The sequence below is a fragment of the Candidatus Omnitrophota bacterium genome (assembly GCA_041648975.1).
Classification (GTDB): Bacteria; Omnitrophota; Gorgyraeia; order 2-01-FULL-45-10; family 2-01-FULL-45-10; genus JAQUSE01.
Map to the genome: position 1 here is coordinate 1 of JBAZNZ010000031.1, position 15,717 is coordinate 15,717.

Genomic DNA, 15,717 nt, shown 5'->3' on the forward strand with positions numbered 1-15,717 from the left:
TAGAGATAAACGGTATTAAGACAATCATAACCCTAAACAGCCACCAGGCCTTATACAGAATACTCCAGAGCCTTGTCAAAGGAGTGACTCTTGACAAGAACATGAAGCTGCCTCCGGGCGCGTCTTATGACCCGATTACACGCAGGATAACATTCATGCCGCCGATAGTCCCGATAGACTACGGCACAGAGATGGACACTTACAGAAACGCCGTTCTTTTACTAAGTACATCAGCATAACCTGTAACACCTCGTAGGTGTTACCCCGATGTAACACCTACGAGGTGTAATGCCTATCCTCGTCCTATTTGAGGTCCGCCAAGCACCTCTTTTAGGGCGGGGATAGGCACAATTAAAAGATAAAAAAGTTGAATTTTATGTGTTGACGAGCCTTACCTTTAATGATATAGTTGTATGTGATAATTGCAATGGTGATATAACAAAAAGCTAGAAAACATGGCAAAAATAATGAAAATGAAAGCGGCGATATCGATCATATTAGCGCAGGCATTTATTTTGTCTCTTTTGCCTGTTGATATATGCAAATCTGCTTTCGCCCAGGTCAAAGAAGAAAGCCCGGCCTCCCTAACAAAACAGCAGGAGATAATCACTAATCCCGACAACCTGATAATCCCCAAAGAGTTCGGTGTAGTAAAATCCAAATTTACCGGAAACGCGAACAAGCTCATAGTCCAGATACAGGATGCCCACTGCAACTATGAAGCTCAATCCAACATAGTCAATATGCTGGAAGGGATGATAAAGAGCTACAACCTGAATTTCATTGCCGTGGAAGGCGCGGACGGCCTCATCGATACATCGTGGTTCAAGGCGTTCCCGGATGAGGACGTCAGAAAAGAGGTCGCTACATATTTCATGAAGAAGGGCGAGATAACGGGCCCCGAGTACCTTTCGATAACCACCAATTACCCGATAAAGCTTTTCGGCGCGGAGACGCGGTCGTATTATATACAGAACCTTAACGCGTTCACTACCAGCTTCCCATTCAAGGACGAGACCGAGAAATATTACCTGCGCGTAAAGGGCGCGTTGAACCGCCTGAAAAATTTCATATACAGCGAGGACCTGAAGAAGCTGGACGCGAAATCGCTGGAGTACGAGTCTAAGAGGATAAAATTCAATGATTACGTCAGGTTCATCCAGGAGATGGCCGAGAAATATAAGATAAACCTCAGGGAATACGATGATTTCTTCAAGCTCGTGAGCGTGCTTGTCTATGAGAAGAAGATAGACTTTAATTCTACGGACAAAGAAAGAAACGCGTTGATTGATGAACTTAGCAAGTCGATGGCAAAGGAAGAGCTGGCCGGGCTTGTCAACCGGTCAATGTCTTTCAAGATGGGCAAGGCCTCATCCGCCGATTATTACAATTTTTTGAAGAGCCTCGCGTCCAAAAAAGAGATAGATATTCAGAAGCGTTATCCGAACCTTTATAACTACATAATTTATAACTCAATATATTCGAAGATAGACAACGAGAAGCTCTTCCACGATATAAAAGAGATAGAGAAGGCGGTGAAGGAGAAACTGTTCGCCAACGACGACCAGCGCGTACTCGACAAGCTCTCGCGGAACGTCGATGTTCTCATAGGGCTTGTGAATATAAAACTGCTGAACGGCGATTACGAATATTACAAGGCCCACAAGGATGAATTCACTTACGAGGTGTTCGCCGATTTCATGAAGAAGAAAGCCGAACAATACGGCCTGTTATACGACATCGAGGCTCCGGGCGAAGGAGTAGCGAAGTCTATCCCGCGCCTCGAGGAGTTCTACGAGATAGCGATAAAGCGCGATAAGGCGCTCGTTGATAATACATTGAATGAGATGGCGAACCAGAAACAGCGGATCGCGGTCCTGGTGACCGGAGGCTTCCATTCCGAAGGTATGTCCAGGATACTGGAGAAACAGGGCGTATCGTATGTAGTAGTGTGCCCCGCGATAACCAAGGATGTGCCGACGCCGTACCTGAAGATATTGACGAACCAGCGCACATCGTTCGAAGATATACTCGTCGATACTATGGCGGTAAAGGAAGGCATGCTGCAGGCTCCGATCATGAGCGAGTGGGTGACGGTTTATGACACCGAGCAAGCCAAGGCCGGTCTGGAGGGGTCTATCCCGGGGAATGAACTGACCGAGCTTTTAGCCGCCATTATGGAAAGGGCTCAGAATCTCAGGACCGGGTGGGATATGGCGCGCATAAGCCTGAAGCTGGAAAAATATTTACGCGGCATAAAACCTTCGGAATACAGCCGCTCTGCCGCCACTATGAAGGAAGCTTACAGAGAGGCCGTGAAAGAATTGAAGCGAGACGACGCGCTTGAGACAAAGAGGTTGTCGTCGGGCGACGAGAACGCGGTTCTGGATGATGGGGAGATAGCCGCTATATCGGCGTATGTCGATGAAATTACAGTCACTCCGGAATTTAATAAGGCGTTTGAAGACGTCCACGCCCGCCTGGCCGGCAGGGCGGATGCGGGCGTCATACAGGCGGCGGACATGAGCGAGCATACGCCTCTGCAGATACAGGCGTGTTCGGACGCCGGCGAGAAAGTCCGCGCCATGGCCGAAACCAGGGCGAGAGAGACAGGCGGATTCGAGACCGAGTGCCACATAATCTTTATGGAGAGTTCCATACCTGCGGCCCAGCGTTCCTCTACCAATAATTTGCGCATGACGTGCAGGCGTTACTATGAAAGGGCCGGATACACGGTTCACATAGTTTCCGGCCTGAACGAAGCTATAGATCTGCTCAGGGCTAACGGCGCGTGGACGGCCGGGAATACGATCATGGGCCTGGTCGACGACGGTGAACTTAAGAAACTGGAGGCGGCGCTCAAGGCGGAAGGCCTGGATAAGAGGTCGAAATTATTAGCGATGGCCCGTCCGGAATTGGGCGATGATCAATATATACCCGTAAAGGGATTCTACGACCTGATGGCCGCTGTGGTGAGGATAAACAGGCCTCTTGACAGGAATGTCCCGGCCGACGCCGCGATATTGAACGGGGTGAGGGACCTGTTGACGAATATGGGCGTTGACCGCCCTGACCTGCTGGTAGACGCTTTAACCGCGAGCGATTTCTTTATCGATCCTGTAAAGGCCGCGGGCATGTTCATAATAAGGCTGCTGCCGCGCGCCAGGGCATTCGAAGGAAGAGAGCTGCGTTCGCGTTACGAGGCCGCTTTACAGGCCGTCCAATCGTTGTAATATTGACTGACGAAACCTTATTGACTTAAAATACACGATTAGACCTACGAGGAGTGATCACTTAAATTCGTCACACCTCGTAGGTCTTTTATTATTTGCGCGCCTGTGGTATAATTGTTCTGACAGGGGGGCAAATATGCCTGATAAAAAATACAGACGGACGAATTATTTCATCAAGAAGAAGTTCCAGCTGAAGTTCACGTTCTCTATCGTCGCGACTCTGCTTATAGTGATGTTCGTAAGCGGCGTCGGCCTGTATATGGGGCTGTGGGGCTCCATTATAGAGAACTTCTCCAAGTTCAAGGTTTCGGAGAACCTCGAGAATGTGGCCCGGATAACCGGATACGAAGAGGCTAGGTTCAAAAAGGGCGATTACCGGCTCGAGAAGATATTCAGGGAAGCGGAGCTCTTGAGCGATAAAGACAGGTATGTATTAAGGCGCGCCATGGCCTCCGTGAACAGGTCGCTTATCCCCAAGATACTGCTCCTGGCGCTCTTCTTATTTATCGGCGGGATATTCGCGTCCCATAAAATAGCCGGCCCTATATACAGGATAGAGCAGTCGGCCGAGGCGATACGCGAAGGCGACCTCCGGGTTAATTTCCACACCAGAAAAGACGATGAGCTTAAGGAAGCGGCCCTTGTCCTGGAGGATATGGTCGAATCCCTGCGCGGCGATATATTAAAGATCAAGGCTATAAGCATCGCGCTGGAAGACAAGATCGGTTCTGTCGCGTCCCGCCTTTCGCCGGGAGACGCCGTTCTTATGAAAGAAGAGATCAGCGAAATATACGGCATATTGTCAAAATACAAGACATGATATCCGTCAGGCTTATAATCTTCATTATATTGCTCGCGGCGTCGCAAGCGGCGTCCGTTCTTACTCCATCCTCCGAGGCCTCAACTTCCGACTCTGATTTCATCGACAAACTGGAATACGACAGCCTCGCCTATTTCGTAAGGGAGGCTAACCCGGCGAACGGCCTTATCAAGGACAGCTCGCGTCCCGGCGCGCCCGCGAGCGTCGCCGCCGTCGGCTTCGGCCTGACGGCGTTATGCGTCGGCGATTTCAGGGGATGGCTCGACACACAGCAGGCATACGACAGGATACTGAAGACGCTTCTCACTTTCCGCGACGTCGTCCCGAACGAGCGCGGGTTCTTTTACCATTTCCTGGATATGCGGACCGGGGCCAGGGTGTGGGATTCGGAGCTCTCTTCCATAGATACGGCGTTGTTTCTCGCGGGCGCGCTCTTTGCCGGCGAATATTTTAAGGGCACGGAGGTCGAAAAGATCGCCAACGAGATATATATGAGGGTCGACTGGCCGTGGATGATGAACGGGAAAAAAGTCATGTGTATGGGGTGGAAGCCGGAAGAAGGCTTCCTCGACTATTACTGGGATACCTACAGCGAGGCCATGATACTCTACGCGCTCGCGATAGGTTCCCCGTCCCATCCTATATCTAAAGAGGCCTGGCTGGAGTGGAAGAGGCCGGTCGATTCTTATAAAGAATTTAAATTAATACATTCGTACACGGGAAGCATCTTTACATACCAGTTTTCGCATGCCTGGATAGATTTCAGGTCGCTTCACGACGGGGATACGGACTATTTTACAAATTCCGTTGAAGCGGCCAGGGCAAACAGGCAATTCTGCTCGGACAATTCTTACATATACAAGACTTACGGCGACGATTGCTGGGGGCTTACCGCGAGCCTGGGCCCGGAAGGGTATAAGGGGTACGGCGCGAGGCCCGGCGCGGCCATTAACGACGGCACGATCGCCCCTTGCGGCATGGCCGCCTCCCTTCCTTTTACGCCCGTCGACGCCCTTAACGGACTTAAGAACATCAATTCGCAATATAGAAGATTCCTCTACGGGAAGTACGGGTTCAAAGACGCTTTCAATATGGACAAGGATTGGTGGAGCGAGGAATATCTGGGCATAGACGTCGGCATAACCGTCCTCATGATAGAGAATTACAAGACAGGGATGGTATGGAATAAGTTCATGGAGTTAAAGCCGATAAAGCGGTGGGCCGCCGCGTGCTTCAAACAGTAAATTCAGGGGGGTGTTATATGAAAAAAATCATTTCTATAGTTTTGGTAACGCTGTTCATCCTCAATATCGCGCAAGTCGGCTATTGCGGGCCGATGAGGAAACTGGGACGCGGCATCTCGAACCTGCTTACATTCCCTTATGAGATCCCGCACAGGATCATGGAGACCAATAAAAGAGCGGGGCCGTACGAAGCCGCGACCTACGGTTTACTCGAAGGCCTGTGCATGATGGTCGGACGGGCCGGCGCGGGTTTCTACGAGGTCGTCTCTTTCCCGATCCCGGTTCCTCCCGGTTATGAGCCTTTAATAAATGACCCAGAAATGTTCTGGAAATGAACGATATTATTTGACAGATGTCCGCGGGGTGTGGTATATGAAATACATGAAAAAAATAGCCCTATTTTTTATAATCTCGTCTATCGTGTTTATCACTCCGTCCGCTCGCGCCCAGAATATACCGCCCGGCCAGGAACCCGCCGCGCAGGCCGCCCGCTTCCAGGCCGAATCCGAACGTAAGGCGCGTGAGCTCGAAAAGAAAAAAGGTAAAGCCCCGGATGTGGAGATTGAGGAGGAGAAAGAGGCGCCTCCCGTCGAAAAGGAGATGCGCTTCGTCCTGAAAGAAGTGAAGGTTACCGGCGCCAAGAAGTTCGAAGCGTCTTTTTTCCTGCCCGCTTATCAATCTTACCTGTATAAGGAAGTGACGTTCAAGGACCTTAGTGATATCGCCGACAGGATAAAAGCCGAATATAAGAGGAAAGGGTATCTCACCACGGTCGTCTTCATCCCGGAACAGAATATCGTCGACGGCGTGGTCGAGATAAGAGTGGCCGAGGGCGAGTTCGGCAAATTGAAGATAGAGGGAAATAAATACTTCGGCTCCAACCTGATAAAAAAGTATATCCATTCAAAAAAAAATGAGATCCTCGACCTGTACGTCCTCCAGAAAGACATCTTAAGGCTCAACCAGAACCCCGACCTCCAGGTAAAGACGGTTGTCTCCGCGGGCGAGGAACCCGACACCTCCGACGTAACGATGAAGGTCGACGACAAATTCCCGTTCCACGCCGGAGCGAGTTTCGATAACCAGGGCACCCGCCTGACCGGGAAAGACCGGACGTCCGTATCCGTCCGCCACACCAACCTGACCGGACACAACGATTCCGTTTTCGCCAATATCCAGTTTACGAGGAGCTCATCCGGCGAATTCGTAAGCTATCTCCTGCCGGCCGATACGCTTGGTTCCATAATAGGCCTCAACTTTACCTATTTCGAAATGAAGCTGGGCGAGGAATTCAAGTCCTTCGACATAACCGGTAAGACCCTCATCTTCACCCCGCACGTTTCCCGCGAACTGTATCTTTCAGAGGATATCCAGGCGAATGTCGATATAGGGCTCGATATCAAATCCATCACGAAGAAGACAGGGACCCAGACGACCGCCGACGACCAGCTGCGCCTGCCATATCTTGATTTCGATTTCAGCGAGACCGATGGGTTCGGCGGGGGAGGGCAGACGTCGTTCTCGCCGAAGTTCATTTTCGGAACGAGCGGTTTCCTGGGCGCGTCGAAACGCGGCCATCCCACCACGTCGCGATCGGGAACCGGCGGCGCCTTCTTTGTCTATGAGCATTCGATAAGCCGTGTCCAGAGGATGCCGTTTGAGAGCTACATGTCGATCCGTTCGCAGTTCCAGGCCGGCTCGACCAGTCTGCCGTCGTCCGAGCAGTTCCAATTGGGCGGCGCCAATTCCGTCAGGGGCTATCCGGAAGGCGACTATGTCGCCGACTGGGGCGCCAACCTCACTTTTGACTGGGTCTTCCCGATGTATCTCATCCCGAAAGAGTATAAACTGCCGCGCTCGGAAACCCCCCTTCGTAATCAGATACAGCCGGTGGCGTTCATGGACCTCGGCGGCGGAGGCTTGAAGAAACCGCTGACCGGCGAAAGTAAAGAGAAATTCCTCATGGGCCTGGGCGGCGGCCTGAAGATAAGCCTCTACAATAAGCTCTCCGCGCGTCTCGAATGGGCCAAAGACGTCGGCGATAAACCCACCTCCGGCTCCGGAGCGTCCACATTTTATGTCACCATCCAGGGTGAAATATAGATTAGGGCAGCGCACCCTTGCCAAACTGCCTTTTGATGGTATACTTACTGTGTGAAATATATCTTGAGTTTTCTAAAGTAGCAGCTTATAATACTCACTATGCGATATATAAACCGGGCGATAGAAAAAGAGATTAAAACGGCCTCGCGCGCTTTCCCGGCCGTTTTAGTTACCGGCCCACGCAGAGCGGGGAAGACAACCCTTCTTAAAAAATTATTCCCGCAGGCGTCCTATTATCTTTTGGAGGACACGGATATTATATCGCGCATAAAAGCGGATCCACGCTCTTTTCTGGAAGAGGTCAAGCCTCCCGTTATTCTGGATGAGATTCAGAACGTGCCGGAACTTTTTAACTATATTCGGACACGTATCGATGAAAAGCCTCATCGTGCCGGGCAATGGTATTTTACGGGTTCGCAGGATGCCCCGCTTATGAAAGGGGTTTCAGAGTCTATGGCGGGTAGAGTGGCTGTATTTCATCTACTGCCTCTTTCCCTGGAAGAGGATAGAGACGTCTCTATGATATCCGGCGGGTTTCCTGAAGTATTGGCGAAACCAAGGACGGCTTCTGTTTGGTTCCGTTCGTATATCCAGACATATCTCGAACGCGACGTGCGTTCCATAAGCGATATTAAAGACATTGCTGCATTCCGGAAATTCCTCTCCATTCTCGCAAGCCGTTCGGGGACTATCCTTAACAAAACCGATCTTGCGGCCCCTCTGGGCATATCGGTGCCTACGCTGGCGGAATGGCTTAGCATACTTGAGATTACCGGTCAGATCATTATCGTCCCGCCATTTTACGAAAATTTTGGAAAACGCCTTATCAAATCCCCGAAGATTTATTTTGTTGATTCGGGATTAGCGGTATATCTTTTAGGGATTGAGACGGAGGCAGCGCTTCGTAAATCGACCTTTTTGGGCCAGATATTTGAGGGGTTCATTGCCTCGGAGATAGTTAAGCGCCAGATAAATAGGGGCAAGCGCCAGCAGCTTTATTATTTTCGCGATCAGCAGGGCTTGGAAGTTGATTTCATAGTACCCGCCGGCGACAATAGACTCCTCGTCATGGAAGCCAAGGCCGTACGTTCCGTAACGCCGGCTATGTCCGGTTCGCTTAATAGACTCGCCCGCGCGGTATCCCGCTACAAAGTAGAAAAATACGTAGTTTACCTCGATCCGCCAAAAGGCTCGAAAAAAGGTTTTTATACTCTTTCTGCCGGAGTTAAGGCCGTTCCTGTAGGAGAGATTGGATCGCCGGTTCTACGCATGTAATAAAATCTCACCCCATCCCTTGCCAAATCCGGCTTTCAACCGTCATTACGAGGAGGTTGGGGTATGACTTCCGGCGGACGAAGCAATCCCAATTCCATGTCATTCCCGAATGCCTTTATCGCCGAATCCAAAAATAGCGCTGCCCCCATTTTTTCGCTTACGATAGGAAGCGCGAGGCGGATATACGGTAGGCGTTCTTCGATTGAAGAGAACATATGCCTTCTTGCCGTGTAATTTGGACGAGAGGAATGTCTTTAAGGATTTTCTGGATTTCGAAATGATGTTTTTCGATAGGAGAATCCGAATGCTTTGTCTCGGCCAATAGCCATGGCGCGTCATCCTTTGTTATCAGGAAATCGGTTTCCCTTTTTTCTTTATCCCGCAAGTACCATAGATAATAATCATCTCCTGTGGCGTCCGACCAAAAGGAAATGAGCGTTTTTAATTCGACGGCTATAAAATTCTCAAACCGTTTTCCCTCGTCTTTTACGCGTGTCCAGTCATAAAGATAGCACTTGGACGCCTTGAGAAGGGATCTCTTTATGTTCCTGGTATATGGATGTATCCTGAAAGAAAGGTAAAAATCTTCCAGATGCTTCAGGTAGTTTTTCACCGTGGGAGGGCTTATCTCAAGATGGGACCCGAGAGACGATTCGGATATAGGACTGCCGGTCATTTCGGGCAGCAGCCTGTAAAGGTCGTAAATATTTTCTTTATCGATTATTCTTGTCAGCTCGCCTATATCCTCCTTTATTACGGTGTCCATGTAATCTCTGGACCATTTGGCGTGAAATCTTTTTGACTGACGGATGAAAGGCTCGGGGAATCCGCTGTATTCCAGGAGCGATGAAACGGCCTCATCTTTTATGGGAGAAGATTCGAGCTTGAGTTTAATAAAGGTTTGCGCGGATTCGGGGGCTTGTTGAAAGCCCCTGCCGTTTCCGGCAACTTCTTCCAGGCAGAGGGGGAAGAGATGAAACGTAAAGAACCTTCCGGAAAGGCTGTCTCCGGCGCGCCTGGATGTATCAAACTTCGCCGAACCGGTGACAATAAAATTATAACGTTCCGATGATGTGTCGTAGATGCCTTTCAATATGTTCTTCCACCGAGGCATCTTATGGATCTCGTCAAAGCATATCCAGGGATGTTCGTCACCCGCGCTAAGCCGATCAGCGGTGAAGAAGAGCTCATTGTCCTTATATCTATTTCTCACGGAACGAAGATCCCATAGGTAATAAAGCTCTCCCGAGCCTTCTTTTTTTAATTTAAGTTTGGCGAGCGTAGTCTTGCCTGACTGCCTGGGGCCTGTTATAAAACGCATCTGTCGGCCCCATTCTTTCGAGAATGCTGTATTGAACAATCGTCGTTCGATCATGGTATAAGCATACACCATGACATTAAAAAAGTCAAACTATTTTAAGCATACGTTTAAAATAGTCAGATCTCTGGATTATCGCTAAATTTCACCCCATCCCTTGCCAAATCTGACTTTTGTGCTATACTTAACGTATAATATATGCGCTATCATAGTAATATAGTAAAGGTAGGGACTGTCCCGCAGGTGGTAATCTCACTAAGGTCGGGACTGTCCCTATTTTTACTTTTGTTCCTGACCCTCTTCTTTTTTTCATGTTACGCCGCCGAGCTTGAACCTACCCAGCTTCCCGTAGTAACCGATAAAGGCACCGTAGACGTAACAGCCAATCCCGCCGAAAATTCTCAAACATGGACTGCTACCCAGCCTGCCAGCGTGATGACGCTTTCAAACGGCGACGTCGGCTCCAACGCTACCCTCAATGTAAATATGCAGGATGGATGGAGACTGCTCGCGAAAGTCAACAGCGGCTCTTCCACTTACTGGAACGGAAAAGTAAATTGTCCTTTTGGGACATTCGTCTTTGAAAATCAGGCCGGCCTGAACATAGGGCGCGATGCGCATATCAACGTAAATAATTTCATCGCTACCACCCTTGAAGTAAATACCAATAGCTTTATTAACGGCAATTACGAATTCATCCGCTGCGCCGACAAGGCGTTCGCCGAGATTGCCAACCACGGCGCGATTACCGGCAACAATATCGCCCTCATCGGTTCTAGCGTAAAGAACACAGGCGTGATCGTAGCGAGAATCGGCGCGGTTCATCTGGCCGCAGGCGATAAGACCACGGTGAGCTTTGACAGGCGCGGCCTCATACAGGTCGAGGTGAATGAAAGGGTCAGCGGCAGTATCCTGCGTCCGGACGGCACGCCGGTGAAAGAAAAAGACGCTATCATGAACTCCGGCACGATCGAGGCCGGGGCCGTATACATGAGCGTGAAGACCGCCGGCGACGTCTTCGAGAACGCCGTGAACCATACCACCGCGGGTATCATAAAGACTACAGGCATGATAGAAGACGGCGGCGTAATAAAGATCGTAGCGAACGGCAATGTGAAAATAAACGGCACTCTCGAAGCCAAATGCAAGGACAACATCGAGATCGATACTCCCGGAGTCCTGGAATTGACAGGCCCGGTATCCGCGGAAAGCGGCACAGTCATTATCGGCGCCGTCACCCCACCTTCTGAAATAGTAGGAAAAATAGGGACTGTCCCCGGCGAGGAGTCCCCGCAAGGTGGGGACTGTCCCATTTTTCCCATCTCCGCCTCCTCCATCTCCCTCATCGCCGGCGCGTTTAACAACATCGTCACTAACTCACCCGACGTTTCTTTCTATAAGAAAGGCGGCGACCTCATCATAACCGCGAGCCACGAAGAAGACGGTTTCGTCACCCTGGCAGGCGATGGCCTAAACGTAACCTATCTAAAGTCCTCCAACGTCACCTTTAAGACCGATGGCGCAGCCGGCACCGCCAATTCAGCCATCATTGCCGCCCAAAACCTCACTTTAATAGCCAATAAATTCGGCACCTCCGCCACACCCGTGAACGTCGACGCCGAAAATCTCACTTTAAGGAAAGTTAACGGTGAAATAAATATACTCGACATGGTAGGCATAGGCTCGTCCATATTCATGACCGGCCCCCCGGAAGAGGACTCACTGAATATCTCCTACAATAACACAGCCAAACTATTCTTAGACGCTCCCACTATATCCATAGTAGGCAGCGAACCAACGCACCTGCTCGGCAACATCACCTTTTCCAACCTTTCCATAATAATTCCGGGTAAGATCGTTTATTTTGAGTCGGCTTTATTAGAAAACCCACTACCCAATACTCACTACACACTACCCCAATTCACCATCCTCGGCACCCTCACCATTCGCGGCGCCCCCGGCAACCACGTCGTCCTGTGTCCCATCCCTTCTTCTTCGAGCGAGCAGGGGTCCGGAGACACTACCCTTTCTTCTTCGAGCGAGCCGGGGCTTACCACCCAGGCGAGTCGAGAAGCTACCCCCTTCCACATCTACATAAACGCTGTCTCCGACGGTCAGGGTCACCCGTACCTCGAGTATGTCACCGTTCATGACAGCGTCGCTTCAGGCCCGGCCGCCCCTATCCAGGCCCGCGCCGGCACCATACTGAAGGTAAATGCCCCCGGATGGGACGCCACCTACTACTGGCTCGGCACAACCTCGACTTCCTGGAATACCGCCGCCAACTGGTCGCTCTCAAGCGGCGGCCCGGCTGACGGCGCCGTCCCTACTTCTACGGACGATGTTATCTTTGACGGCGGCAGTGTCCTGAACTGCACCCTCGACGTTGCCATGGATATCGTCTCGCTTACCGTTGAGGCCGGTTACACGGGAACGCTCGACCTGGCGGACAGTTCTTACAGCCACGCGGTGAGCGGCAATGTTACCTTAAGCCATGGCGCCGCCGGCACAGTGGACCTGGGTAATTCCACCCTCACCGTCGGCGGCAACTTCGACTGGTCCGCCGCGGCGGGGACGGTGACGATGGGCACGAGCACGCTGGTAATGACGGGGGCGGGGAAGGAATTAAAAGCTCCGTATAGCAGCAGTCCTGCCCGTTTTTTGTATGCTCTCACGATCCAAACAGGAGCGACAATTACCACTCCAAATACAGTGGGAATGCACCTTGTATACGATTTATTGACATTAAACGGAACATGGACGGTTAATAATACCGGTACCATTCAGATAGGTGGCGCAGGAATTGGGATAACTCAGGGAGCATCTGGAGTGATGTCTGGCACTTCAACTCTGTATTTATACCCAGCTACATATACATTTGCCAATCCTTCGGCAATTGCTCCGGCAACTATTTGGGTACAACGGAATGTAAGTCTTCCTGCCGGAACATATTCCCCTACAACACTATTCAGGATTTTGAGTAATAATCCAGGAGATGCCACATTTACTTGGCAGGCAGGAACTTATACTTTCACTTCTCCGTTCCAAATGGATCAGTCTGGCTCTGCAACTGGTACGTGGACCATCTCCGGCGCCAACAACCCTACCCTTATTTTCCAATCCGACGTCACCGTCACCCAAACCACTGGTACTATCTCTTTCTCTCCCAACTCCACCAACCCCAACCAGCTCACCGGCACCGCGGCGCAGGTCATTAATTTGGCCGGCAAGGACATGGGCGCGTGGGTGATAAATAAGCCCACCTCCGGCGCGGTAACGTTTACCTCGGGCGACACTATCACAGCCGGCGGGGCGTGGACCATCGGTACGCAGGGGCTGACAGAGCCTGCCGGCGTCTCCATTGACCTGGGCGATGGCAGTTACGAGCACTCCGTCACCGGCGACGTCACCTTAGACGGCACAGCCTTTGACATGGGTAACTCCACGCTGACAGTGGGGGGGAACTTTGATTTTAAAGATGTTACAACTTGGACAAAGGGGACAAGTTCATTAATTTTTAACAAAGCAGGATCTCAGACTTTAACTGCGAAGAGTACGCGAACATTATATGCAGTGACAATTAATGCTGGTAGCACAGTGGTGGTTTCGACGAACAGCGCTGGAAGCGAATCGTTAACCGTTAATGGCATACTCTCCATAAATACGGGCAAGCTTTATGAAGTTATTAAAATGACGACTGGTACCGGACAGACGATTTTAGGTGCAAGCAGTCAAATTACGGGTCTGGGTCAATTTGAGCATCTTGCCGTAGCCGCCGGTAATACTCTGACGCGGGGAAGCGGCGACTTAATTGATGTAGCGACATTTACTTATGATTATGGCACGGCTCCCCTGCCGGCCGGAACTTATTCCTCGGCATCGACGGTTCTGCAAAGCGCGAGCACCGCCGGTTACGCTACAGCCATGTCGGGAAGTTTTATTTTCTTGCACGATTTCACGATCTCGCTAACAGCAGCAGGCACATTTACAATCAATAACATTAATAATCCTTCTTTCGAAGTACGAGGTAATTATACTTTTACCAACTCCGGTGGCGGCACCCTCACCTACACCAAAGGCACCGGCACGATTACGCTTTCAGGCTCCGGCGCTCAAGCGTTTAACGGCCTCGGCAATGACTTTGAGAGCATGACCATTGAGACAAGGACGGGGGACGTTACGATAACAGGCTCCAACACCTTCACCGCTTTAACAATAAATGCCCCAAATACAGTCATCTTCACCGCCGGGACCACTACCACCGTAGGCTCCTTCTCGGCCACAGGCACGGCAGGCAATATCATCACCATAACGACCGAATCTGCCGGCAGTTTCGCCTCGCTCGTCAAGACAGGCTCGGGCATAGTAAGCTGTGACTATCTCTCGGTAAAGGACAGCCATGTAACCCCCGATACCTTCACCTGGTATGCCGGAGCCAATTCCACAAGCGTTTCAGGTAATGACGGCTGGATATTCACCATCCCCATAAATACCTGGTCAAGCGCGGGTTCGACGAGCTGGAATACATCCGGCAACTGGTCCGCCGGAAGGGTCCCTGTCGCCGAGGATAACGTTACATTCGACGCCACCTCTGTCGTAAATTGTACGCTGGACGTGGCGATGGATATCACAGCGCTCACTGTTGAGGCCGGTTACACGGGAACGCTTGACCTGGCGGACAGTGCTTACGCGCATGCCGTCTCAGGAAATGTCACCTTAAGCCATGGCGCCGCGGGCACAGTGGACCTGGGCAACTCCACCCTGACCGTCGGCGGCAACTTCGACTGGTCCGCCGCCACGGGGACGGTGACGAGGGGAACGAGCACATTGGTGATGACGGGTACGGGAAAAGAGCTGAAGGCGCCGTATTACGGTGGCGGCCCTATACGTTCTTTATACAATTTGACTATTGCAGAGGGTGCGAGTATCACGACCCCTAACACCGTGAGCTCATTTGATATGTATGGTACTACGACGGTGAACGGAGCATTGACGATTAATAACACCGGTAACTTTCTCACGGAAGGAAGCGCCTTTATTCAGGGTGCGAATGGCACGGTTGCCGGGACAGGGACGCTGTACTGGTATGCGGGGGCGATTACGCTTAATGGGGTTATCTCTTCAATTGCTCCCGCGAATATCATAATGGTAGCGGGACTTACGCTTCCTGTTGGGACATATTCCCCGGCAACTAATTTCACGATTACCGGAACATCGGGAACTCAAACCTGGAGTGCTGGTATTTATACGTTTACGTCGTCTCTCACTTTTAGTGGCACGTTTACTGTCTCCGGTGTTAACAACCCGACGCTCATTTTCCAATCTAATCTGACCGCTGCTGCTACGACCACCTTCTCCGATAACTCCACCAATCCCAACCAGCTCACCGGCACAGCGGCGCAGGTCATTAACCTCGCCGGCAAGGATATGGGCACGTGGGTGATTAACAAGCCCACCTCCGGCGCGGTGACATTCACCTCCGGCGACACTATCACCGCTGGCGGCGCGTGGACGCTCGGCTCGCAGGGCTTAACCGAACCGGCCGGCGTCTCGATGGATCTCGGCGACGGAAGTTACGAGCACTCCGTGGACGGCGATGTCACCTTAGACGGCACCGCCTTCGACATGGGCAACTCCACGCTGACGGTGGGGGGGAGTTTTGATAATAAGGATGTTACGACGTGGACGCTTGGCACGGCAACTTTAGTAATGACTGGCACGGGC

At 51.2% G+C, this 15,717-nt stretch carries 9 protein-coding genes; 8 read left to right on the forward strand and 1 reads right to left on the reverse strand.

Annotated elements, in window-relative coordinates; genetic code table 11:
• The 7 genes from WC592_08570 to WC592_08600 all read left to right on the forward strand — a co-directional run.
• A partial coding sequence (locus tag WC592_08570; protein ID MFA4982501.1) for a hypothetical protein occupies positions 1-239 on the forward strand: 239 nt, incomplete at its 5' end.
• Positions 240-455: 216 nt separating this feature from the next.
• Positions 456-3,233: a hypothetical protein gene (locus WC592_08575; GenBank protein ID MFA4982502.1), complete on the forward strand. Its 2,778-nt coding sequence runs from the start codon at positions 456-458 to the stop codon at positions 3,231-3,233.
• A gap of 136 nt (positions 3,234-3,369) precedes the next feature.
• Positions 3,370-4,053 (forward strand): HAMP domain-containing protein, encoded by a 684-nt coding sequence (locus WC592_08580; GenBank protein ID MFA4982503.1) that lies wholly within the window; start codon positions 3,370-3,372, stop codon positions 4,051-4,053.
• Positions 4,050-5,297, forward strand: a complete 1,248-nt coding sequence (locus tag WC592_08585; GenBank protein MFA4982504.1) for a glucoamylase family protein — start codon at positions 4,050-4,052, stop codon at positions 5,295-5,297. Before WC592_08580 ends, WC592_08585 begins: the two co-directional genes overlap by 4 nt.
• Before the next feature lie 17 nt (positions 5,298-5,314).
• On the forward strand, positions 5,315-5,632 hold the full coding sequence (locus WC592_08590; GenBank protein ID MFA4982505.1) for an exosortase system-associated protein, TIGR04073 family: 318 nt from the start codon (positions 5,315-5,317) through the stop codon (positions 5,630-5,632).
• A gap of 46 nt (positions 5,633-5,678) precedes the next feature.
• Entirely contained in the window at positions 5,679-7,400 is a 1,722-nt protein-coding gene (locus WC592_08595; GenBank protein MFA4982506.1) for a ShlB/FhaC/HecB family hemolysin secretion/activation protein, read from the forward strand.
• 99 nt (positions 7,401-7,499) lie between these two features.
• The gene (locus WC592_08600; protein ID MFA4982507.1) at positions 7,500-8,675 is read left to right on the forward strand and encodes an ATP-binding protein; all 1,176 of its coding nucleotides are present in this window, start codon (positions 7,500-7,502) and stop codon (positions 8,673-8,675) included.
• A 157-nt stretch (positions 8,676-8,832) separates the two neighbouring features.
• Here the strand turns inward: WC592_08600 and WC592_08605 are convergent, their stop codons facing one another.
• Positions 8,833-9,996, reverse strand: coding sequence for an ATP-binding protein (locus WC592_08605; protein ID MFA4982508.1), 1,164 nt, complete (start codon positions 9,994-9,996; stop codon positions 8,833-8,835).
• A gap of 195 nt (positions 9,997-10,191) precedes the next feature.
• Between WC592_08605 and WC592_08610 the strand changes: the two genes are divergently transcribed.
• Positions 10,192-15,717 (forward strand): hypothetical protein (locus WC592_08610; protein ID MFA4982509.1); only part of this gene is annotated, 5,526 nt, incomplete at its 3' end.